This window comes from Caballeronia sordidicola (assembly GCF_000729995.1).
GTDB lineage: Bacteria > Pseudomonadota > Gammaproteobacteria > Burkholderiales > Burkholderiaceae > Caballeronia > Caballeronia sordidicola_A.
Map to the genome: position 1 here is coordinate 87,291 of NZ_JNFG01000011.1, position 23,163 is coordinate 110,453.

At 60.9% G+C, this 23,163-nt stretch carries 22 protein-coding genes and 1 pseudogene; 10 read left to right on the top strand and 13 right to left on the bottom strand.

Translation table 11 applies throughout. From position 1 onward, the window contains the following. The 4 genes from FH08_RS0112170 to FH08_RS0112185 form a co-directional block, all read right to left on the bottom strand. Positions 1–912 carry an ABC transporter permease gene (locus FH08_RS0112170; RefSeq protein WP_031358585.1) on the bottom strand — a complete coding sequence of 304 codons (912 nt, stop codon included), beginning with the start codon at positions 910–912 and terminating at the stop codon, positions 1–3. A gap of 1 nt (position 913) precedes the next feature. Then, entirely contained in the window at positions 914–1,828 is a 915-nt protein-coding gene (locus FH08_RS0112175; protein ID WP_031358586.1) for an ABC transporter permease, read from the bottom strand. A gap of 66 nt (positions 1,829–1,894) precedes the next feature. Next, a complete protein-coding gene (locus FH08_RS0112180) occupies positions 1,895–3,232 on the bottom strand; it encodes an ABC transporter substrate-binding protein (protein WP_081889453.1) in 1,338 nt (445 codons plus the stop codon). Between the two features lie 59 nt (positions 3,233–3,291). Beyond that, on the bottom strand, positions 3,292–4,347 hold the full coding sequence (locus FH08_RS0112185) for an ABC transporter ATP-binding protein (RefSeq protein ID WP_031358588.1): 1,056 nt from the start codon (positions 4,345–4,347) through the stop codon (positions 3,292–3,294). A 318-nt stretch (positions 4,348–4,665) separates the two neighbouring features. Here FH08_RS0112185 and FH08_RS0112190 point away from each other — a divergent pair, with 318 nt between their 5' ends. The 7 genes and pseudogenes from FH08_RS0112190 to FH08_RS50380 form a co-directional block, all read left to right on the top strand. Then, positions 4,666–5,652, top strand: coding sequence for a polysaccharide deacetylase family protein (locus FH08_RS0112190; RefSeq protein ID WP_051888187.1), 987 nt, complete (start codon positions 4,666–4,668; stop codon positions 5,650–5,652). Further along, positions 5,649–6,380 carry a GntR family transcriptional regulator gene (locus tag FH08_RS0112195; protein ID WP_031358590.1) on the top strand — a complete coding sequence of 244 codons (732 nt, stop codon included), beginning with the start codon at positions 5,649–5,651 and terminating at the stop codon, positions 6,378–6,380. The genes FH08_RS0112190 and FH08_RS0112195 overlap by 4 nt, the downstream gene beginning before the upstream one ends. Before the next feature lie 53 nt (positions 6,381–6,433). Then, positions 6,434–7,024: a flavin reductase family protein gene (locus FH08_RS0112200; RefSeq protein WP_031358591.1), complete on the top strand. Its 591-nt coding sequence runs from the start codon at positions 6,434–6,436 to the stop codon at positions 7,022–7,024. 17 nt (positions 7,025–7,041) lie between these two features. Then, a complete protein-coding gene (locus FH08_RS0112205) occupies positions 7,042–8,628 on the top strand; it encodes a gamma-glutamyltransferase family protein (protein WP_031358592.1) in 1,587 nt (528 codons plus the stop codon). 534 nt (positions 8,629–9,162) lie between these two features. Beyond that, entirely contained in the window at positions 9,163–10,443 is a 1,281-nt protein-coding gene (locus tag FH08_RS0112215; protein WP_051888189.1) for an MFS transporter, read from the top strand. A gap of 72 nt (positions 10,444–10,515) precedes the next feature. After that, the gene (guaD, locus tag FH08_RS0112220) at positions 10,516–11,862 is read left to right on the top strand and encodes a guanine deaminase (protein WP_031358594.1); all 1,347 of its coding nucleotides are present in this window, start codon (positions 10,516–10,518) and stop codon (positions 11,860–11,862) included. 136 nt (positions 11,863–11,998) lie between these two features. Beyond that, positions 11,999–12,438, top strand: a pseudogene (locus tag FH08_RS50380) (TIGR00366 family protein); the annotation flags it as partial. A 47-nt stretch (positions 12,439–12,485) separates the two neighbouring features. On the opposite strand, the gene FH08_RS0112235 reads toward FH08_RS50380, so the two are convergent. After that, complete coding sequence (locus FH08_RS0112235; protein ID WP_031358596.1) at positions 12,486–12,779, bottom strand: GYD domain-containing protein; 294 nt, start codon at positions 12,777–12,779, stop codon at positions 12,486–12,488. A gap of 281 nt (positions 12,780–13,060) precedes the next feature. Here FH08_RS0112235 and FH08_RS0112240 point away from each other — a divergent pair, with 281 nt between their 5' ends. Beyond that, complete coding sequence (locus FH08_RS0112240; RefSeq protein WP_031358597.1) at positions 13,061–13,501, top strand: CBS domain-containing protein; 441 nt, start codon at positions 13,061–13,063, stop codon at positions 13,499–13,501. Positions 13,502–13,543: 42 nt separating this feature from the next. Here the strand turns inward: FH08_RS0112240 and FH08_RS0112245 are convergent, their stop codons facing one another. Genes FH08_RS0112245 through FH08_RS0112280 form a run of 8 tightly spaced genes read right to left on the bottom strand, consistent with a single transcriptional unit; the run spans position 13,544 to position 21,904 of the window. Then, the gene (locus FH08_RS0112245) at positions 13,544–14,203 is read right to left on the bottom strand and encodes a nucleotidyltransferase family protein (RefSeq protein WP_031358598.1); all 660 of its coding nucleotides are present in this window, start codon (positions 14,201–14,203) and stop codon (positions 13,544–13,546) included. Then, entirely contained in the window at positions 14,200–15,279 is a 1,080-nt protein-coding gene (locus FH08_RS0112250) for an XdhC family protein (RefSeq protein WP_031358599.1), read from the bottom strand. The genes FH08_RS0112245 and FH08_RS0112250 overlap by 4 nt, the downstream gene beginning before the upstream one ends. Then, a complete protein-coding gene (locus FH08_RS0112255; protein ID WP_051888191.1) occupies positions 15,276–16,478 on the bottom strand; it encodes a vWA domain-containing protein in 1,203 nt (400 codons plus the stop codon). Before FH08_RS0112255 ends, FH08_RS0112250 begins: the two co-directional genes overlap by 4 nt. Next, on the bottom strand, positions 16,472–17,365 hold the full coding sequence (locus FH08_RS0112260; RefSeq protein WP_031358601.1) for an AAA family ATPase: 894 nt from the start codon (positions 17,363–17,365) through the stop codon (positions 16,472–16,474). The genes FH08_RS0112255 and FH08_RS0112260 overlap by 7 nt, the downstream gene beginning before the upstream one ends. An 18-nt stretch (positions 17,366–17,383) precedes the next feature. After that, positions 17,384–17,989 (bottom strand): SRPBCC family protein, encoded by a 606-nt coding sequence (locus FH08_RS0112265; protein ID WP_031358602.1) that lies wholly within the window; start codon positions 17,987–17,989, stop codon positions 17,384–17,386. 43 nt (positions 17,990–18,032) lie between these two features. After that, a complete protein-coding gene (locus FH08_RS0112270; protein ID WP_031358603.1) occupies positions 18,033–20,444 on the bottom strand; it encodes an aerobic carbon-monoxide dehydrogenase large subunit in 2,412 nt (803 codons plus the stop codon). 16 nt (positions 20,445–20,460) lie between these two features. Beyond that, positions 20,461–20,982: a (2Fe-2S)-binding protein gene (locus FH08_RS0112275; RefSeq protein WP_031358604.1), complete on the bottom strand. Its 522-nt coding sequence runs from the start codon at positions 20,980–20,982 to the stop codon at positions 20,461–20,463. Between the two features lie 55 nt (positions 20,983–21,037). Continuing rightward, on the bottom strand, positions 21,038–21,904 hold the full coding sequence (locus FH08_RS0112280; RefSeq protein ID WP_031358605.1) for an FAD binding domain-containing protein: 867 nt from the start codon (positions 21,902–21,904) through the stop codon (positions 21,038–21,040). A gap of 153 nt (positions 21,905–22,057) precedes the next feature. On the opposite strand from FH08_RS0112280, the gene FH08_RS0112285 reads away from it, so the two are divergent. Together FH08_RS0112285 and FH08_RS0112290 are read left to right on the top strand one after the other, a co-directional pair. After that, the gene (locus tag FH08_RS0112285; RefSeq protein WP_031358606.1) at positions 22,058–22,297 is read left to right on the top strand and encodes a hypothetical protein; all 240 of its coding nucleotides are present in this window, start codon (positions 22,058–22,060) and stop codon (positions 22,295–22,297) included. Next, positions 22,284–23,090 carry a LytTR family transcriptional regulator DNA-binding domain-containing protein gene (locus FH08_RS0112290; RefSeq protein ID WP_031358607.1) on the top strand — a complete coding sequence of 269 codons (807 nt, stop codon included), beginning with the start codon at positions 22,284–22,286 and terminating at the stop codon, positions 23,088–23,090. The genes FH08_RS0112285 and FH08_RS0112290 overlap by 14 nt, the downstream gene beginning before the upstream one ends. Positions 23,091–23,163: the final 73 nt, after the last annotated feature.

Sequence of the window (23,163 nt, forward strand, 5' to 3'; positions counted from 1 at the left end):
TCAGCCCGCAAGCGCCTTCGAACGTCGCCGACTCAGCCACTGCACCGTCAGCAGCCCCACCACCATCACCGTCAACGACAGCATCGTGGTCATCGTGCCAAGCGCATAGATCACGGGCGTGGTGACGGAAGTCGTGAGCCCCTGCAATTCCAGCGGCAACGTGTTCTGGTCGCCGATCGCCTGCGACGTGCGCGCGATCTCGTCCCACGACAGCGTGAAGCCGAACATCCCGACCCCAATCACCGACGGCCCGATGATCGGCAACACCACATGGCAAAAGCTCTGCCAGGGCGACGCGCCCAGGTCGCGAGCCGCCTCTTCGTACGCCGGGTTGAAGCGGTTGAAGACAGCGAACATCACGAGCAACCCGAAGGGCAGCGTCCACGTCAGGTGCGCGCCGAGTGCCGAAGTGTAAAGACCCATCGACGTGGTGTAGTTGTCGACGAATGATTGATGTCCCCACGCACCGGCCAGATACTTGACGCCGTTGTCCAGCAGCCGGAACGTCAGCCCGATTCCCAGCGACACGATGATCGACGGCATGATCAGGCTCGCGACGGACACATAGAACACAGCCGTGTCGCCGCGAAAGCGCTTGCGAAATGCGAGCCCTGCCGCGACCGAGAACAGCACGGTCAACACCGTGACGACAGCGGCAAGACGCACTGACCGTCCGAATGCGGCCCAGATGTCGATGTCCCCCACGCCTTGGCGCAACACCTCGAACCAGTGCAGCGAAACACCGCGCATGGGGAATGTGAGACCGCCTTCCGGTCCCTGGAACGACAGGATGAAGATTGTGATGACCGGTCCATAGAGGAACAGCACGAATAGCCCGAACACCAGCGCGAGCCAGTAAAAACTGGCGGGACGCCGCTCGCGGTGCTTCGGGTTCAAACTGGTCGCGGCCATGTCAAAGCTCCTTGCGGATATCGACTACGCGCGTGAGCGCCCAGACAATCATCAGCACGACGGCTAGCAGGATGATCGCGTTGGCCGCGGCAGCCGGAAACTGAAGATAGCCGGTCTGCACCTGGATGATCTTTCCGACCGACGCAATCTGCTGCCCACCCATCACGCCGACCGTCAGGAAATCGCCCATGACGATGGTGATCACGAAGATCGAGCCGATCACAATGCCCGTCTTCGACAGCGGCAACACCACCTCGCGGATCACCTGCCAGCCGCTCGCGCCAGCATCGCGCGCGGCTTCGAGCAACGACCGGTCGATGCGCATCATGGCATTGAAGATCGGTACGATCATGAAGAACGTATACAAATGCACGAACGCGAGCACGACGGAAAAGTTCGAATAGAGCAGCCATTCAAGCGGCTTGTCGATCATGTGCGATGAAAGCAGAGCCTGGTTGACCAGCCCGTTGCGGCCGAGCAGCGGTATCCACGAGATCATCCGGATCACGTTCGACGTCCAGAACGGAATTGTGCAGACAAGGAATAATACCGTCTGCATACCTGATGACCGGACATGAAACGACAGGAAATACGCGATCGTAAAACCGAGCACGAGCGTCACCGCCCAGACGATGGCGCAGAACTTAATCGTCGACCAGTAGGTCTTGAAGGTCACGCAGACATCGGTCATCGAAGAACAGCCGTCGAAGATCGCCGCGTAGTTCTTGAACGTGAATGCGGGGATGATCTGGTATTCGTTGAAGTCCCAGAAACTCACGATCAGGGTGATGACAAGCGGCACGAGAAAGAACAGGACGAAGGTCAACGCGAGCGGCGTTGCCTGTAGCCATGCGGCCGCGCGCCGATGCTTGACAGTCGCCTCCAGCGGTTGGATGGGAAGCTCGATCGATGCCATCGCGGATTACCTGGTGGATAAATAAAGGTGGCCGGCGACCACGCCGGCCCTACGCGGTCAGCCACATCAAGCCGCGATGAACTCGTTCCACTTCTGGACCATGTAGATGTTCTCGTCCATCACCGCGTTCCAACAGGCTATAGCCCCCATGCGCTGGTTGTACGAACCGCCGTCGCGCACCGTGCCCACCTTTTCGAGCAACTGGCCGTCCGGGGCCTTGATATCTTGCGCGGCCGGCTTGCCTTCGATCCAGTAGTCCCATTCATACGGCTGCATATGGGTCTTGGCGGTCTCGAGCACACCCGCGTAATAGCCCTGGCGCATCAGGTAAGCACCGGCCCAGCCGTCCTGGAACCAGTTGATGAACTCGTAGGCTGCGTCGAGCTTGCGGCCCTGCAACGAACGCGGCAACCCGAAGCCCGACGCCCACGAACGATACCCCTCCTTGAGCGGCTGGAACTTGCACGCAACCCCCATGGTGCGGACCTTCGTGACAGCGGGCGACCACATCGACTGGATCACGACCTCGCCGGACGCCATCAGGTTCACACTTTCGTTGAAGTCCTTCCAGAACGCGCGGAACTGACCGGCACGCTTGGCTTCGATCAGGATCTTGATGGTCTGGTCGATCTCAGCCTTGGTCATGTTGCCCTTGTCGCCGTACTTGACATGGCCCATTGCCTCGATCGCCATGGCCGAATCCATGATGCCGATGGCAGGAATGTTCAGGAGTGCGGCACGCCCCTTGAATTCAGGGTTAAGCAACTCTGCCCAGCTGTTGATCGGGCGTTTGATCAGGTCGGGACGGATGCCGAGCGTATCGGCGTTATAGGTGGTCGGGATCAGCGTCATCCATTCGGTGGGCGTAGCCGAGAATTCGGTCGAGCGCGGGCCCGTCAGGAACATCACCTTCTTGGGCGCCGTGCCCTGGTCGCCGATCTTCTTGCCATCGACCTCACCGCGGGTGAGCACCGGCGTGATCTTGTCGGCGAGCTTGATCTTTTTCACATCCATGCCGGCCAGCGTGCCGGCGGGGATCAGCTTCTTCAGCGAGAAGTACTCGGTATCGACAATATCGAATGAATTCGGCTGCGTGATGATGCGCTTGGCGACGTCGTCGGTGGTGACCGGGATGTACTGGATCTGGATGCCGGTGTCTTCCTGGAATTTCTTCGCAATGTCCGAGCTCTGGTTCACGGCCGTGCCCAGGTAGCGAAGCGTGATCTTTTCCTGCGCATGCACGTACGGAAACCCTGCAATGCCGGCCGCGGCGACCGCGCCTTTGAGCAAGGTGCGGCGTGACATACCCTTGCCCTCGCCCGCTCCCAGGCTGGATTCGGTCGTGGCGCTTGCGGGTGTCTCGCTCGCGCCGGGATCGGACGGGTGTTCGTAACGCTCAGTCATTGCAATCTCCCTCGGTTGAAATTGTCGTTCGGTGCAACGTACAACGGATAAGCGGTCTCTTATGCCGCCAATGCATGTGCGTCCTGCTCGTTCCACCAGACCACGACACGCGCATCGGGTCCCAGTCGTAGCGGGTCGTATTCGTTATCGGGTAGTAGTGAAACGAGGTCAGGTGAACCGTCGAGCGGTGCGAGCGTCATGCGCAAATGGGTACCCTGATATTCGGTTTCGCGAACCGTGCACGGGATGCCGCCGATCCGGCTGAAGCCGCTTTCGCTGGTGGGTGACTGGACGGGCGTGAACCCATGCGGTGCAATCCGCAGATGATCGGCGCGTACTGTGAACGCACGGCCGCTGGTACCGAGCACGTTATGCCCACCGAGGAAACGCGCGACGAATTCCGTGCGCGGCCGGTTGAATACTTCGTGCGGCGAGCCGCTTTGCTCAATGCGCCCGTGGCTCATGACAACGACCATATCCGCGAGCGCGAGTGCCTCTTCCTGCGAGTGCGTCACGTGCACGAACGTGATGCCCAGTTGCTTCTGCCAACGCTTGAGTTCGGCTCGCATCTGCACGCGCAGGAACGGATCGAGCGCGGACAAGGGTTCGTCGAGCAGCAGGCAGCGCGGCTCATTGAGCAGCGCGCGGGCGAGTGCGACACGCTGCTGCTGGCCACCCGACAGTTGCGACGGCTTGCGTTCGGCGTAAGCGCTCATCGCGACAAGTTCCAGCAGTTCACCCGCCCGCCGGCGGCGTACATCCTTGGCGACGCCGCGCATCTTCAGGCTGAACGCGACATTATCGAGCGCCGACAAATGCGGGAACAACGCATAACTCTGGAAGACCATCGCTGTGCCGCGCGCGGCGGGTTGCACGCGCGTGACGTTGCGCTGGCCGATGAGGATGTCGCCGTCGCTGATCGACTCATGGCCGGCGATCATCCGCAACGTCGATGTCTTGCCACAGCCCGACGGCCCAAGCAGGCAACAGTATTGGCCGCCGGGAATCCGCAAGTCGATCGAATCGACAGCGAGCGAATCCCCATATTGCTTCGATACATGCACCAGTTCGATATCGGCAGGCTCGGTTTTAAGCACGGTAGTGGACGGACTCATGGGCACGAACTCATGCAGGGCGTTTCCTCGATAAAAGCGCGGCGAGCGGCAACCAATACGGTGGCAAGCTACTGGCAAGACTCTTAATGCAAGACATATGCCAATTTGCTCACATATCGAAGCCTTTATGCGCACCATCACCCCTATTGAACGCAGACGATACGGCGTGTAAATTGCACACAATCCGAAATCGAACTATCGCCGACCAGCCCGCACAAGCGCGGTGCGCCCGGGGTTCGTCACGGGGCGCGATCCCCCAAAAAGGTTCACGCGCGGCACGTTGGTGCGCAGCGCGTTTGTCACTCAGGGCTTTTGCACATGGACACCATCCGCCACGCTCGCGCGTCGCACGATCCCGCGTTCGGTCCGCTCGCCACGCATGGCCGCTTTCCTTACCGGCCGATCACCGACACCGACTCGTTTCGTTGGCCGGGCGACACCGGCCTCGCCGTCTATCTCGGCTTCAACATCGAACACTTTGCGTTTGGCGAAGGACTGGGCGCGGCCCTCGGCCCGGTCTCGCCGCAGCCCGACGTGCTCAACTACAGCTGGCGCGAATACGGCAACCGCGTGGGTGTATGGCGCTGCATCGAGCTCTTCGATCAGCTCGATCTGCCGTCGGGCACGCTGATCAATACATCGCTGTATGACCACTGCCCGGAGGTCATCAACGCCTGTCTCGCACGCGGCGACGAACTGATCGCACACGGCCATACGAATGCGCACCGCCAGAGCGACCTGGACGAAAACAGCGAACGCGCGTTGTTGCTGCATTGCCGCGAACGCATCACCGCGCATGCCGGCACGCCGCCTTCGGGCTGGCTTTCGCCATGGATCTCCGAGTCCCGCGTCACGCCTGACCTGCTCGCGGAGACCGGCTACGGCTACACGCTCAACTGGTGCCACGACGACCGCCCGGTGCGCATGGCGACACGCGCCGGTTCGTTGTGGTCCATTCCCTACCCGCAAGAACTCAACGACTTGCCGATGATGGTCGGCCGTCACCTCGACGCACGAGCCTTCGCTGACATGATCGTCGACCAGTTCGACGAAATGCTCGAACAGGCGAACCACAGCCGTCATCCGCAAGCGCTTGTGATGGGCATCGCACTGCATCCGTATCTCGTCGGACAGCCCTACCGTTTGCGCCATTTGCGTCGCGCACTGCAGCACATTGCCGCCGCCCGCGCGAACGGCGACGTGTGGATGACAACGCCCGGCGCCATCGCTCGCCATATGGACGAGATGGAGCGCGCGGGCCTCGCCGGTACGCGTCAACAGGCCCTCCTCCCGGCAGAAAAATGATGCCGAAACCCGCATTAAAAGCGGCTGCAAAGCCTCGCCGAGAAACTGCGCACGATGCAGCGCAGGACACCGATGCCCGCCTCTACCAGGCCATCTTCGACGGTGTACTCGATCATCGCCTGACGCCCGGCACCAAACTTCCAGAGCCAGAGTTGTGCCAGTTGTTCGGCGTCGGCCGCGCGGTCGTGCGGCGCGTGCTGGAGAGGCTTGCCTATGACGGCATCGTTGCACTGCGGCCGAACAAGGGCGCGGTGATCGCCGAGCCGACGCCCGCGGAGACACGCGAGATTTTCGAAGCGCGCCGCTCGATGGAGCGCGTGCTGGTGGAGCTCGCCGTACAACGTGTGACTGCCCGCGACATCAAGGAACTGCGCCGTCAGCTAGCCGATGAACACGAAGCCATGCACCGCTTCGACCAGCCCTCCTGGGCGCGGCTTGCAAGCGACTTTCACCTGCGCATTGCGGCGCTTGGCGGCAACTCGATCCTGCAACGCTACCTGACGGAACTGGTGTCGCGATGCTCACTGATCGTGGGTGTCTACGAGCCGCCGGGCCATGCGCCGTGCGAGCACGAGGAACATGCGGCGATCGTCGACTGCATAGAAGCACGGGATGCAGCCGGCGCCGTGACACGCATGGAAGCGCACCTTCGCGAGCTGGAAGAACGCATTGAGACGTCACGCATGCTGGGCGAGAAAAGCCTCGGGCAATTGCTCGGCATGACTTGAATCCGGGTGCCAACCTCCGGGCGTCAATTCTGAGCCCACTGATCCAGGCCATCATGGAAATCGACTTCGAAGCCATCACCGAATATCAGCGATACAAACTCATGGCGAGCCTGATCGTGCCGCGTCCGATCGCGCTGGTGACAACCATGAGCGCGAGCGGCACGATCAACGCGGCACCCTTCTCGATGTTCAACATGCTGGGTGAAGAACCGCCCATTGTGATGATCAGCATCAACCGCCTCGACGATGGCTCGCTCAAGGACACCGCCGTAAATATTGCGCGCAGCCGCGAGTTCGTCGTGCATCTCTGCGACGAAGCGATGGCCGAAAAAATGCATCGATGCGGGGAACGTCTGCCGCCCGATGTCAGCGAGCTCGAGAAGGTCGGACTGACGCCGACGCCAAGCTCGCGGGTCGCGCCGCCGCGAATCGCAGAAGCGCCGGTCGCGTTCGAATGCACGTTGTGGGAGACACTGGAAACCACGAGCCGGCAGATCTTCATTGGTTGCGTTCACAGACTGCATGCACGCGACGAACTGATCGATACTGAAACATGGCGTGTACGGCTTCAGCACTACTTCCCGGTCGGACGGTTTGGCGCAAGCGACTATGTCACCACCCGCGAGCGCTTCACGCTCGGCTGACCGACTTCGGAGACTCTATGCACAACGCGATCCTCGCCACGTCCACCGAAGGCATGGTCACCAGCCCCCACGCTATCGCAAGCGAGGCGGGCCTCGACGTGCTGCGCGCGGGCGGCAACGCCATTGAAGCGGCCATTGCGATCGGCGCTGCGCTGAGCGTGACGTATCCGCATTTCACCGGTCTTGGCGGCGATGCGTTCTGGGTGATCGGCGACCGGACCGGCATGCTGCGGACGTTATCGGGCATCGGACAAGCAGCGCAGACATTGCCCGCTTTCTCCGCCGCGATCCCATTGCGCGGCGCCGGCTCGACGCTGACTACCGCAGCAACGGTCGATACCTGGCATCAGGCGTATGCGATCAGCCAGACGTCCTGGGGCGGCCAACGCACGTGGTCGTCCCTGTTCGATCGCGCGATTGGCTACGCGTCGGAGGGATTCCCGGTCACACCATCGCAACACTTTTGGCAGCACCTTCGTGCCGGCGAATTGCGCGCAATGCCGGGCTTTTCGGCGGTATTTTCACCCAACGGACATGCGCCCGCCATTGGCGAGCGCTTCGTTCAACCAGCACTCGCGCGCAGTCTTGAACGCATCGCCACCTACGGCGCGCGCGAATTCTACGAAGGCGAACTCGCGGAGCGCATTGCCCGCGGCCTGCAGCAGGCCGGCTCGCCGCTGACGCAAGCCGACCTTGCGAAGACCCGCGCTCGCGATGAGGCATCGCTGCGCGTGACGTATCGAGGCGGAGAGCTCGTGAGCCTGCAACCGCCCACGCAAGGCGTCACCACGCTGCAGATCATGGGTACGCTCGCACGATTCGATCTGTCGTCCATCGCGGAGGGAAGCGCCGACTACTATCACCTGCTCGTGGAGGCAGTGAAATGCGCGTTCGTGGACCGGGACCGCCTGGTCTCGGACCCGGAGTTCAATCGCGTGCCCGTCGACGAGATGCTTTCGACCGACACACTCGATACCCATGCACGCTCGATCAACCTTCACAAAGCGCGCGCCTGGCCGCACGTATTCCGCCCCGGCGATACGGTGTTCATCGGTGCATCGGACGGGCAAGGCCGCAGCGTCAGTCTGCTGCAAACCGTCTACTTCGATTGGGGCAGCGGTGTTGTGGCAGGAGACACCGGGATTCTCTGGCACAACCGCGGCGCGTCGTTCAGCGTTGATCCGGCGCATCACAATGTCGTGCAGCCGGGCAAGCGGCCATTTCATACGCTCAATCCCGGCATGTACCTGAAGGATGGGCAGCCGCATCTGCTGTTCGGCACGCAGGGCGCGGACGGCCAGCCCCAGACGCTGGCAGCGGTGCTGACGCGGCTGATCGACTACGGGATGGACCCGTTGAGCGCGTTGGCTCGTCCGCGTTTCCTGCTTGGCAAGACCTTCTCAGATACCCGCGACGCGCTCAAGCTGGAGGAAGACGCCGGCGCCGACGTGCTCGCCGCCTTAGCCGCACGCGGGCATGAAGTAAGCGCTATTGCCGCGCAGAGTCCGCTTGCGGGTCATCCGGGGGTGATTCGAATTGGATCGGATGGCACGCTGTCCGGGGCACACGATCCGCGTAGCGACGGCCAGGCCATGGGACTTTAAACTCACGAAACGCATCGTCGGAACCGATATGGCTTTTCGCGGCGCGTGGGTAGCATCATTGAAATGTCCTGCCACTTTGTTCCTGATCCGGCTTCGCTCAATTCGAAACCTGATTATTCAACCAAATCAAAACGACTATACCGATATTTCTATAAATCATCGAGTCGGATAGTCCATTTCTCCTGGCGTTAATAAATCCATTGCGTCTTCTCGAATTAAACATGCTATTCGGACGAATCGGTAAACCCGCAAATTAAAGACTTGTCGAAATCAATGTCAATTGTTAAGTTGACGGAATTCTCGATACGCGCAACATGCCGTACATAGCCAAGCCAGCCGGTCATTGTGAAGCGTTCTTACGAATTTCGATCTCAACAGAGCCGTGCGAATTGCAGCTGAATTCATACCGCATATTCCCGCAATAGATCTCGCTCAATCCATTGCATCGGCGACCCGACGTTCCGGGAAGTTTTATTTCTTATTTTAAAACGCGATCATTCGATCGCGGGGTTGCACTCGCCTGGAGAAAATCCTATGAACACTGTTTCTTCGAAGCAAACCCAAATCCGGTCCTTTCAGCTCGGTGGTCCGCGAGCGTGGTGGATCTGGGCGCTTTCCGTGGCCTTCGTCATTTATCTGTTCAGCGTCCAGACGGGATATTCAATCGTCAATGCCGATGTGCAGAAAAGTGCGTCACTGAGCGTCGAACAGGTCGCCACCGTGGCGGCCGTTTATACGTGGGTATTTGCCATTTGCCAGTTCTTCGGCGGTGCTTTGCTCGACCGCCTGGGCGCACACAAGGTATTGCCGATTTCGGTGGTACTGGTGACAGCCGGTGTATTCCTGTTCGCCAATGCAGAAAGCTACGGCACGCTGCTTGCCTCCCAGTTCGTCATGGCGGTCGGCGCATGCACGGGTTTTGTCGGTGCCGGATACATAGGCGGCCAATGGTTCGGCATGTCCCGCTTCAACTTCATGTTCGGACTCGTCCAATTCTGCGCGTCGCTATCTTCGGCGTTCTCGGTCAATGCACTGCAGCTCGGACTGAATGCAATCCCATGGAGGGAACTGTTCAACATGGTGGGCGTTGCCGGAATCGCGCTGTCGATTCTCGCCTTCTTCTTCCTCAAGAATCCGAAACCGGTCGAATCAACAGGTGCAGGCGGTGTCGGAACGTTCGTGCATTCGGTGCTGGACGCGCTGCTGCAAGTGATCAAGATTGCGCATGTGTGGTTGTCCGCGTTGATATGCGCCGCGTTGTTCGGCAGCATGCTCGCGGCAGGCGTGGTCTGGACACCCAAGCTCATGGAAATCCGAGGGGCTTCCCCCGCTACGGCAGCATTCAGTTCCTCACTCCTCTGGCTTGGTCTTGCGGCGGGCTGCCTCGTGATTCCCGCTCTCTCCGACAAGATCGAACGGCGCAAGATGCCCATCGTGATCGGCATCGCCGTCCAGCTCGCGAGCGCGGGCGCATTGCTTTATCTGCCGTCCGTATCGATTCCCTTTGCGATGGCGCTCAACTTCCTGTTTGGCTTCGCCAACGCGTCGCATATGCTCACGTTCAGTAGTGCCGCAGATGTGGTGCCGCCACAATTGATCGGTACGTCAGCCGCTTTCGTCAACGGCCTCGCGTTTATTGCTGGCGGGATCATGATCGCCGCGCCCGGCTCGCGAGTTGTATCCGCAGTCGGTGCAGGCCTCACGGACCATACGCTGGCGGTCGCGGAATATGCGGCACAGCCCATCATGTTCGCGCTGGTGGCAGCGTTCACCATCTCTCTCATCATGAAGGAATCGCATCCGGCGCGCCGCTGATTCTTCGCGCTCCTCAGATTATCGTGGCCTCGGGGCCGCGCATCAGAACACGTAACTATCCGGAAGATTGACATGACACACTTGAAAGCTTTGCGCGCCGACGTGGTTACCTTTAGCGGCGACCCCTTTCTCGAAGCCGCCGAGAAATGCCTGGTCCACATTCCCGACGCAATCGTCGTCATCGACGGCGGTCACATTGTCGACGTCGGGCCTGCATCGGAAGTGGCCGCACGGCTGCCCCCAGGCGTTAAAGTCCAGCACTATCCCGATGCGATCATCTCAGCCGGCTTCATCGATACGCACATCCACTATCCGCAGACAGAAATGATCGGTGCGTACGGCCAGCAACTCCTCGAGTGGCTCAACACCTATACGTTCGTCGCGGAGCAAAATTTCGCAGATGAGCTGCATGCGCAGAAAATTGCGAAAGTCTTCCTACGCGAGCTGTTGCGTTGCGGCACGACGACTGCCGCTGTGTACTGCACGGTTCATCCGGGATCGGTAGACGCATTCTTCGAGGAGTCGGCGCGTTTCAACACGCGCATGATCGCGGGCAAGGTTCTGATGGACCGCAATGCGCCGGCAGCGTTGCTCGATACCGCCGAACTCGCGCACACCATGAGCTCGGACTTGATCGCAAAGTGGCATAAGCGCGGAAGGCAGCTGTATTGCATTACGCCGCGCTTCGCCCCCACCAGTACCGAGGCTCAGCTCGATGTGTGCGGTACGTTGCTCAAGGAGAATCCGGATGCTTACGTGCAGACTCACCTGTGCGAAAACGTGGATGAGATCGCCTGGGTGATGGAGCTGTTCCCGAAGCGCAAAAGCTATCTGGACGTCTATGCGCACGCGGGTATCGTGGGCCCACGCTCGATCTATGGCCACGGTGTTCACCTGACCGAGGAAGATCTTTGTACGTGCCACCAGACGGGTGCGGCTCTCGCGCATTGTCCGACGTCGAACCTGTTCCTCGGCAGCGGCCTGTTCCGCCTGTTCGACGTCAAGAATCCAAAGCGCCCGGTGCGTGTCGGACTGGGAACAGACGTGGGCGCGGGCACGAGCTTTTCGCAATTGCAATCGCTCAATGAGGCTTACAAGGTCGCGCAAATGAACCAGACGAAGCTCAACGCAATCCAGGCGTTCTATCTGGCAACGCGCGGCGGTGCAGAGGCGCTCTACCTGCAGGACAGGATAGGGACGGTCGCGAAAGGGTATGAGGCCGATCTCGTCATACTCGACCGCAAGGCGACGCCGCTGATGTCGTTGCGATCGGAATACTGCAAGGACATCGTCGAACAGCTTTTCGTCCTCATGACGCTTGGCGATGATCGTGCAATCAAGGCGACCTACGTGGCCGGCGAGCAGGTGTATGAGCGCAACTCCTCGGGAGATGGCTTCCAATATCCAGCGGCTGCATAGTTGCACGGGATGAACGGCGCGCGTAAGCCATCCGGCGCCGGTTGCCACTGAACCGCGCGTCAGGTCTCGCGCAACGTCGCACGCAGAAAGTCCCTCACCGGTTCGCTGTCGCGCGGCAGTCCGGTTGCTTTCGACCGGTATCGCATTCATCTTGACGAAGGCGGCGGCGCCCGGCGGCGAAGCGTTGTCGCATGTGCTGGCCGCCTTTTTCGTATCGGTCTCGTCACATGCATCGTTCCCCGCCGTGATGGGCGCGTACTCCGCACTACTCGGCTTCTTCGTCCCGTCAGGCGGCGGCAAGTGGATCATCGAAGCACCGTACGTGATGCAGGCGGCCAACGATCTGCGGGTGCATCTGGGCTGGGCTGGGCCGTGCAGGTTTATAACGCTGCCGAAGCACTGCCGAACCTGATCAATCCGTTCTGGATGTTGCCGCTGCTCGGCGTACTGGGTTTGCGGGCCCGCGATGTCGTCGGCTTCACGTTCACGCAGTTGATCGTGCATGTGCCGCTAGTGCTGATTCTTCTTACGGTGCTGGCGGGCACGCTCGAGTTCGTGCCGCCGGTCATGCCCTAGCATGTCGTTCGCCTGCCTTGCGGTAGCCTGCCTTGCGGTGGCCTGCATTAAGGCAGCCTGCCCAGAACCGCGCCAATTTCGTCCTTCGTGAAAGCACGCAGCGCCTGCGTGCGGACATTGCCGGCAGAGCCGAGCGCGCAGCCAAATGCCGCGAAGCTCTGATCGTCGGGCGCCTCGACAATCACGACAAGGTCGTGGTGGCCCAACGTCCAGTAGATCTCTTTCATTTCGCAGCCAAAGCCCTTGGCCAATTCCGCCGCCTGACCTGCGCGTTGCGCGGTGTTTTTGACGGAACGAATTCCCTGGTCAGTGAAGTTTGCAAGAACCACATAAGTCGCCATGACAATTCTCCCTACGATTGAAACGTATCGGGATACCTCCGCGCGAGCGGCACCGTTTGCGCGTAACTTGATTTTAGGCAATGAAATCGAGCACGATCGGCCGTTTTCCCAAGGCCTGCCTGCATCGCATCGTGGCGCTGTGCGAGTCCCAGGTGGAAAGTGGAAAGGGGAAAACGCTGCCTTCGCCGCGCATCCAGGCCACCTATACTGAAAGCGGTGGTCCTTCACGGCAACGCGTCACGAGTTGTCATCGGGCTGCCAGTGCGAAATGGAGCCACTCCATGACAAGCGTTGCGCAAATCCTCAAGTCGAAACCGAACCAGAGCGTCTATACGATCACGGCGTCGGAAAGCGTCTACGACGCGATCAAGCTCATGGCGGTGAAACAAATCGGTGCACTCGTCGTCACCGACGGCGACAGCATTGCCGGAATCATCACGGAGCGTGACTATGCGCGAAAAGTGGTGCTGATGGACCGCTCGTCGAAGGTGACGCCGGTGCGTGACATCATGACCCAAGCAGTGCGTTGTGTGCGGCCTGATCAGTCAAGCGACGAGTGCATGGCGCTGATGACCCATCACCGTATGCGCCATCTGCCGGTGCTTGATCGGGATCGGCTGGTCGGCATGGTCTCGATCGGCGACCTGGTGAAGAACATCATCGCGGAACAGGAATTCACGATCCAGCAGCTCGAGTACTACATTACGGGCGAGCGGGCCTGAGCCGGTGGCATCGCTGGAAATCAAAACGCCACGGCATAGGCTTCATCTTTGCACGGCGTCCGCGACCGTGGCGGGCGTGTGCCCCAAGCGCGCCAGAATGCGTGCGTAGTCCTGCGGCGTGTCCATATCGACGACGAAACGATCATGCGCGGCTTCGTGGATGAACACCTCGTCCGGATGCTCGGCGATCAACTTGCGGCACCCGGGATTGACGTGTCCGCTGATGACCTCGGCGGCGTAGCTGGAGGAAAAAGCCACGGGGTTACCGCGCTGTCCGTTGAACATGGGAATCAGGATCGACCCGCGCGGCATCGCGGCAAAGGCGTTCACCACTTCCCGATAGTCGGCGGCTTCCAGCAGCACCTGATCGGCAAGACAGACCAGCACGATGCTGCACGGCGCGCGGAGTGCGGCAACACCCGCCGCGACCGACGTCATCTGCCCTTGCTCATAGCGCGGGTTGCCCTGGAACGTGACCTGCAAGCCGTCCAGCGCCTCCATCACGGCCCGCCCCTTGAAGCCGGTCACCACCACGATCTCCTCAGGCTCCGCAGCAGTCAGTGCGCTCACAGAGCGCCTGACTGCCGGCTGCCCATCGACAGGAAGCAGCAACTTGTGCGAGCCCTCCATCCTCGATGACAGGCCCGCAGCCAGAACGACGGCCGAAAACTTCGGCGCAGCTGTGTTATGAACATCGTTCATGTCTTCTCCCGTTCCCGCCTGCCCTGCGCAATCGCAAGATATTTATCGGGCGAATGTTCGAACTCGATCTTGCATCCATCGCAGCAAAAATAGACACGCTGCCCGCCGTGGTCGACAACATACTTCGCCAACGCGATATCAACAGGCATGCCGCACACCGGATTGATATAACGGGCGACCGCGGGCTCGACCGATGCCATCGACTCGCATGGCGGCACTCTCGGCACGGCGTCGTCGCCAGCGCCGACGTCGGCTCCGGCAATACCCGGTGCGCAGGCGTCCGCTGCCGCTCGTTCGAGTTCGCGGCGCAACGTCACCAGCCCCGCGACGGCGCCCAGCGCGATCTCCAGCGGCGTATGGGCATGAATATGCGGACCAGCGGGCGCATGCAATGCCTTGAGGCGCTCCGGTGCGATGCCGCGCAAGAGCATGGCGTCGCGCAATTTCTCCGCCTTGCGCGCGCTTGCCACAAGCAACACGGCCGCCGCCGATGTACGCAAAGCAGCCTCGAGCGCGTCCTCGTCGCAATCGCCTTGCGTCGCGACCAGAATCATTTGCGGCTTAACTTGGCTCAATGCGTCGATATTGAAACCTTGAATGACGTGGTCAAGGCCGAGCGCAACAAGCGGCGTGCTCACATTCGCCGCAGCACAAACGCGCAGCCCCACGCGTTGCGCCAGCACGCACGCTTCGAGCGCTGTCGGCGTCGAGCCCAGGACGAGTACCAACGGCGCAGGCAGCGTCGGCTGAATGAAAAGTTCGAGCGTGCCGTTGCTCGCGCAAGGCATGGTGTGCAGTTCAACGTCGGAATCGGACATGACCGGTTCGTTGCTGATGCGAACGCGCTTGGGACTTCCCGAACGAATGGCTTGCAGCGCGGCCTGGATCACGATGGTTCGCGAACAACCGCCGCCAATCCAGCCGTGCAGCACGCCCTCGCCGTCGACCAGCGCCTGCGCGCCGACCCACGCGGACGTAGGGGGCCCGGCCCTGATCACGGTGACCACCGCAAACGGCTGTGCTGCTTCAATCAGCCGTTGCTCGAGTTGCAGGAGGGTATCGATATTGGCGCTCATTGCAGTGTGGACAGCACTTGGGGCAGCACACGCTCGAGACTCGCCAGATCGCGTGCGCCTGCCAGCAGATCGATATAAGGCATCGCAGCCTGCATGCCGACGCTGGACGGTGTGAAGTCGGCCCGGTCCGCGAGCGGATTGAGCCAGACCAGACGGCGGCAACGCCGCCGGATCGTGGCGAGCGCTTGTTGCAAGCTATCGGGCTCGCCGGCATCGTAGCCGTCACTGACGATTACGACAGCAGTGCGCGAATGCAGCAGCCGGGTTGCGTGCTGCTCAATGAATTCATCGAGACTCTCGCCAATGCGCGTGCCTCCCGCCCATCCCGCCGACAGCATGTGCAGCCGCTCCTGCGAACGTCGCGGGTCAGGGTCACGCAACGCTTGCGCGACACTCACGAGCCGCGTGTGGAAAATAAAGCAGTGAACGTCTGTTACTCGCGCGCTCAGAACCCGCGCCAGCCGCAGATAGAAAAAGCTGTACAGGCTCATGGAACGGCTGACGTCGAGCAACAGCACAATGCGCGGACGCAGACGCCGCTTCCTGCGCCAGCCAAGGTCGATCGGCAGTCCGCCGCGCGAGACACTGCGACGGATCGTCCACGCCATATCGATCACACGACCGGCGTTCGCGCGGCGTTCACGGCGAATCTGGATGCCTCGCAGCCGAAGAGCGAAACGCCGGATGGCGTCATCGATTGCAAATAGTTCGTCCGGTTCGTTGAGATGGCGGAAGTCCGCATGCGAGATGGAGGTTTCGCCTGAGGCGCCCTGGTCGGCCGCGCTGCCGTCTGCATGCATCGGGTCCGCGCCGCGTCCGGCCAGGGACAATGGCATGCCTTCGCTGTCGTCACGCTGGCCGAGGTCCTTGTCCCGCTCGATCCGGCCAGTGCCACCGGCATGCGTTTCGGTCAGCACCCGCCGATTCGGTATCAGGAAGTATGCGTCGAACAGGTCATCAAAGCGTCGCCATTCTTCTGCACGCGAGCACAGCACGGCACGCAGGCTCCAGCGCAAGAGCTGGCTGTTTGTCTGGCCCGTGAGCTGCGCGACTTCCATTGTTGCCGCGATGTCGCTTGTCGTCACACGAAAATCATTCGCGCGCAGCCACCCGGCAAACCCGGCGTAGCGGGCGACCAGAACGTCCTCAACGTTCGATGGAAGCGCACGATCATCGGTTCCACTATTCACGCTCAACATGCGGCCACCAGTTTCTCGACGACCGGCCGTGTCAGGCCGGCCTGATCCTCGCGCGTTTTCACGAGCGCGGACAGCGAATCCATGATCTGTTCAACGCCATCCGTATCGATCACGCTCACCCCCAGACGTAGCAACGCGGACACCCAGTCCAGCGTCTCGGCCAGACCCGGTTTCTTCTGCAAATCCATCTGCCTGACCGACTGCACGAATTCGACCATCTGCCGCGCCAGTTTCTCCGGCACTTCCGGAATCTGCGTACGCACGATCAGCAGCTCCTTTTCGAAGCCCGGATAGTCGATGTACTGATATAAGCATCGGCGGCGCAACGCATCGGAGATCTCGCGCGTTCCATTAGAAGTCAGGATGACGAAAGGCCTTTCGGTGGCGCGTATCACACCGAGTTCCGGAATCGACATCTGAAAGTCGGACAGCAACTCCAGCAAATAAGCTTCGAACGCTTCATCAGTACGGTCGATCTCGTCGATCAGCAAGACAGGCGCCGGCGTCGTCGTGATCGCTTCGAGCAGCGGCCGCTTGAGCAGATAGCGTTCGGAGAAAATATCCTGCTCCTTGTCGAGAACCGATCGCTCGTCCTGTTCAAGCAACTTGATCGCGAGCAGTTGATGCTGGTAGTTCCACTCGTACAGCGCGGAGTGCGCGTCCAGGCCTTCGTAGCATTGCAGCCGGATCAGCCGTGTATCAAGGAGCCGCGCAAGCGCTTTCGCCACCTCGGTCTTGCCGACACCGGCCTCACCCTCAAGCAACAAGGGCCGGCGCATTTCCATCGTCAGCAGGAGGGTTGCCGCAAAGCTGCGCTCGGCAATGAAACCATGACCCTCCAGCCTCTGCTGCAGGCTCACGACTTCGCTCATCCTGTCCGTCGCCATGACTGCCCCTGTCCGGTCTCAGACCGGCTTGCGGGTGAAAAGCCCGCGTAACCATTCGCGCATGACGGCCCACGCCAGCGCAAGGCCGTTCAGTTCGGAGGACGGGGCATGAGCGGCTAGGGGTGCGCTCGTGGACACTTCCGGTGTCATTGGCGTCGTTTGCGGGCTCGAAGAAGCCTCTAGTCGTGCCGCAAAGTTGGCGACGAACTGCTTGAGCATCTGGTCCGCCACCGGACCCATCAGCCGGCTGCCGAGCGCGGCGGCCTTGCCGCTCATCGTCACCTCGCTCCTGCCCGTCAGTTCGCACGCATCGCCGGCGGCCTGCACGCTCGCGACCAGATCCATTGATGCGGCCGAGCTGCCCGTGGAGTCCGTGCCCTTGCCCACAAGGTGCAAACTGCGCGCCGTTGCGTCGAGGTTCAACACCTCGATATCGCCTTTGAACGACATCGTGGCCGGACCGAGCCGCACGGTAATCGTGCCTTTGTAGTGGGTGGCATCCACGCGTTCAGTGATCTTCGCGCCGGGCATGCATCCAGCCACTGCCTCGATATCCTGCAACAATTGCCAGGCGGTATCCGACGAAGCGGCTAGTGGAAACACCTTTTCGAGTACGACTTTCATTCGATCATCCTTGGCGTCTTCAGGTTCGTTCCCGGGCAAGCCGCTACTGCCTCGTCAGCCCCAACGAGTGGCACTGCTGCCACACGCGATACGCGTTGTGCGGCATGTTCATATGCGTCACGCCCAGGTGCGCGAACGCATCGACCATGGCCGACGTAAAGCACGGAATCGATCCAACGTGCGGCGATTCAGCCACGCCCTTCGCGCCAATCGGATGATGCGGCGACGGCGTGACGGTGAAATCGGTTTCCCAGTGGGGCGTCTCGACCGAGGTCGGTATGAAGTAATCCAGCAACGTCGCGCCCAGCAGATTCCCCGCTTCGTCGTAGGGCATTTCCTGGCCCATCGCAACGGCGAACCCTTCCGTCAAGCCGCCGTGGATCTGCCCTTCGATGATCATCGGATTGATCCGCGTGCCGCAATCGTCGAGTGCATAGAAGCGGCGCACACGCGTTTCCCCTGTATACCGATTCACGTCGAGCACGCAGACATACGCACCGAACGGAAACGTGAAGTTGGGCGGGTCGTAATAGTCGACGGCCTCGAGCCCCATCTCCATGCCATTGGGAACGTTGTTGTAAGCGGCCCAGGCCACTTCCTTGATGGTCTTGAACTGGTCGGGCGAGCCCTTCAGTACGAAACGGTCGAGATCAAACTCGACGTCGTTCGGACTGGCTTCCAGCAAGTGCGCGGCAATCTGCCGGGCCTTCTCGCGAATCTTGCGCGATGCCCGCGCGATTGCGGCGCCCGCTACTGGGGTGGAACGCGAACCATAGGTGCCGAGTCCGTAGGGCGCGGTGGAGGTATCGCCCTCCTCCACCGTGATCACCGACGCGGGAATACCAGCCTCTGAAGCGATGATCTGAGCATAGGTCGTCTGATGCCCCTGCCCTTGCGTGATCGTGCCCATGCGCGCAATGGCCGACCCGTCGGGATGCACCCGTATCTCGCAGGAATCGAACATGCCGACGCCCAGGATGTCGCACATCTTCGACGGCCCCGCCCCCACGATCTCGGTGAAGTTCACAAGGCCGATACCCATCAGCCACTCGGCGTTCGGATCGGCACGCCGCGCGGTCTGCTCGGCGCGCAACGCCGGGTAGTCGACAGCCGCGAGCACCTTCTTGAGCGCCGGCTCATAGTCGCCCGAGTCGTATTCAAGTCCGAGCGGCGTGGTGTACGGAAACTGCTCCTTGTGGATGAAATTGCGCAAGCGTATTTCGGCCTTGTCGATGCCGAGTTTCTGCGCCAGCACGTCGACCATCCGCTCGATCAGATAGACCGCCTCCGTCACCCTGAACGAACATCGGTAAGCAACACCGCCGGGAAACTTGTTCGTATATACCCCATCGACCGATACAAATGCATTGGGGATGGCATAGGACCCCGTGCAGACATGGAACATGCCCGCGGGCCATTTGGTGGGATCGGCGCAGGCGTCGAACGCACCGTGATCCGCCGTGACATGTACCCGCAGCGCCTTGATCCGGCCGTCGTTATCTGCGGCCAGTTCGCCGGTCATGTGATAGTCGCGAGCGAAAGCCGTCGAGCTCAGGTTCTCGATGCGCGATTCGATCCACTTGACGGGCCTCCCAAGCACGATTGAAGCAACGATCGCGGTGACATAGCCCGGATACACACCTACCTTGTTACCAAAACCGCCGCCAATGTCCGGCGAGATGATGCGGATCTTCGACTCGGGAATGGACGACAGCAAGCCCACCACCGTGCGTACCACGTGCGGCGCCTGAGACGTGATGTAGACCGTCAGGTCGCCTCGCGCCTTATCGAAGGAAGCCACGCAACCGCAGGTTTCAAGCGGACACGGATGCACGCGCGGATACAGCATGTCCTGCACGACGGTGACGTCCGCGTTATCGAACACACGATCAGTCTTGTCCTTGTCGCCAATGTTCCACGTAAAGATATGATTTGGATGCGTGCGCGCACCGTGTGCGCCGGTCTGCTTGTCGCGGATGTCCTCGCGGATCACCGGGGCATCAGGCGCGAGGGCGGCGAACGGATCGACCACCGCCGGCAGTTCTTCGTACTCGACTTCCACCAGTTCCGCCGCGTCGGCGGCGACATAACGATCGTCGGCCACGACGAACGCCACTTCCTGATTCTGGAAGCAGACCTTTTCATCGGCGAGCACGGCCTGCACGTCGCCCGCGAGTGTCGGCATCCAGTGGAGCTTGAGCGGCTTCAGGTCGTCGGCGGTCAGCACCGCGTACACGCCTGGATGAGCGAGCGCACGCGACTTGTCGATGCTCTTGATTCGCGCATGAGCGTAGGGACTACGAACCATTATTCCGAATAACATGCCCGGCATCTTGATGTCGTCGACGTACGTGCCCTTCCCCTGGATGAACCGCGGGTCCTCGCGGCGTTTGCGCGAGCAGCCCATGCCTTCCAGCGCGGCGAGACGGTCGAAATTGGAGTCGATATTTCCCATCACGGTTCTCCTGGTGTCAGTGCGCGTGCGCCGGCATCAGCGGATGCGAGGTCTCGACCGTTTCGCCGCGTAGCTTGCGCGCGGCATATTGCACGGCCTTCACGATGTTCTGATAACCCGTGCATCGGCACAGGTTGCCCGCCATCCAGTAACGGATTTCCTCCTCGCTCGGGTCGGGGTTCTCCTGCAACAGGCGATAGGCACGCATCAGCATGCCCGGCGTACAGAAACCGCATTGCAGGCCATGCTCCTGCATGAACCCTTCCTGTAACGCGTGCAGTTCACCGCCCGGCGCAAGACCCTCCACGGTCAACACCTGCGCGCCTTCGGCCTGCACCGTCAGCATCGTGCATGACTTGACCGACATGCCGTCGAAATCGACCGTACATGCACCGCAATGCGATGTCTCGCAACCGATATGCGGCCCGGTATGCAGGCACTTTTCGCGCAGCGTGTGAATCAGCAATTCGCGCGCTTCGACCACCACATCGGTCTCCTTGCCGTTCAGCGTGAACGACACCATGACTTTCTTGTTCATGTGTTTGTCTCCGAGAAACCCCGCCGCTCAATGAACCATGCTTAATGAACCATACTCAGTGAACCGCGCGCGAAAACGCGGTGGCAAGCGCGCGCCGCGTCATTTCGCCCGCCATCGCCGTCTTGTATTCAACGTCGCCACGCAGATCCGCAACCGGCGCGCAGGCGGCCATGACCTGGCGCGCAGCTTCGGCTACCGTTTGTTCATCGAAAGGATTGCCGCGCAGCGACTGCTCCGCAACGCTCGCCCGGAAGGCAGTGTCCGCGACATTCGTCAGAGCAATGCGCACATCGGCTACTACGCCGCCGTTCATGCGCAGCGTCACGGCCGCGGCCGCGGTCGCGAAATCACCCGTCTTGCGCTTCAGCTTCGCGTAGCAATAGCCGCTTCCTGCTGCGGGCACGGGTATGCGAATCTCGGTCAGGATCTCGCCGGGTTCGAGCAGCGTCATATAAGTGCCGAGAAAGAACTCGCCGGCGGCCACGACACGTTCGCCGCTTTCGCCCACCAGCACGAACGATGCATCGAGCGCCAGCATCAGCGCGGGGTGATCGTTGCCGGGATCGCCGTGAGAAATATCGCCACCCAGCGTGCCCCGGTAGCGGACCTGCGGATCCGAGATCTGGCGCGCGCCTTCCACGATCAACGGGCATTTTGTTTGCAGCAGTTCGGACCAGATCAGTTCGTTCTCGGTAGTCATCGCGCCGATACGAATTTCGCTGCCCGCCTCCCGGATACCCTTGAGTTCCGCCAGCTTGCCGAGGTCGATCAGATGACCGGGTTCGGCCATGCGCAGCTTCATCATCGGCAACAGGCTGTGGCCGCCTGCAAGCAGCTTCGCGGTGTCGCCGTGCTCGCCCAGCAGCGCGATGGCCTCCGGCAAGGAACGTGGAACGTGATAGTCAAATGGACGGGGGATCACAGTGGTCTCCTTCGGGTTTCATCCGCCGGCGAACTAACGCGTAGCTGAAGCGTTATTGCATCAACCTCCAATCAGCATTTCACATTCGGGCGCCACCATTCAACGCGATTTCCCGAACGGCAGTTCGCTTGCGCCAATTAACGGAAAACGGGCATGAAACCCGAAACGCGCCGGGTGAGCCCGTCAGGTGCGGCGCTTTGCCGATCCGCCCTGAAAAATTACGATTTCACGACGCAGCGCAACAGTTCAGGAGGATTTCCTGAATGGCGGGTTTACCTGCGCGAACGGCGCGAAAACTTGCACGAATTTCGGAAAAGACATACAACAAAGAACCATCGCCGGAGAGCGATGATCGCTTTTTCAGGGCAGGAGGCCTTGGATGAAACCGCTTGAACACGCTGGGCCGCCGGCGTCGGAGCATCGTCGAAACGAGACCTTCCAGCACAAGCTGGAGCAGTTCAATCCGGGGATGGTCTGGCTCGACGAGCAAGGGCACGTGACGGCCTTTAACGACGTCGCGCTGCAGATTCTCGGGCCGGCCGGCGAGCAATCCCTGGGGGTCAGTCAGGACAAATTGTTCGGCATCGACGTGGTGCAGTTGCATCCGGAGAAGAGCCGCGACAAGCTGCGCTTCCTGCTGCAATCGAAGGACGCGGGCGGCTGCCCGATCAAGTCGCCGCCACCGGTGGCGATGATGATCAATATCCCCGACCGGATCCTGATGATCAAGGTGTCGAAAATGACGGGCGCCCAGGGAGCCTGCGGCACCTGCATGATTTTCTACGATGTCACCGATCTCACGACCGAACCATCCGGGCAGCAGTCCGGCGGACATGCTGCATTGCCGCGCCGGTTGTTCAAGATTCCCGTCTACCGGAAGAACCGCGTCATCCTGATCGATCTCAAGGACATCGTCCGCTTTCAGGGCGACGGCCACTACACGACCATTGTCACCCGGGACGACCGGTATCTTTCCAATCTTTCGCTAGCGGATCTGGAGCTGCGACTCGACGACAGCATCTATTTGCGCGTGCACCGCAGTCATATCGTGAGCCTTCCGTACGCACTCGAGCTGGTCAAGTCGGACGAGAGCGTCAACCTTGTGATGGACGACGCGGATCATACGCAGGTTCCGGTAAGCCGGTCGAGAACCGCGCAATTGAAGGAGTTGCTTGGGGTGGTTTAGAAGGGATGGGATGGGTGAGAAAGCAGCATTCGCCATGGTGATGCACAGCTTCTCTTTGGCGTTTTTCTACACC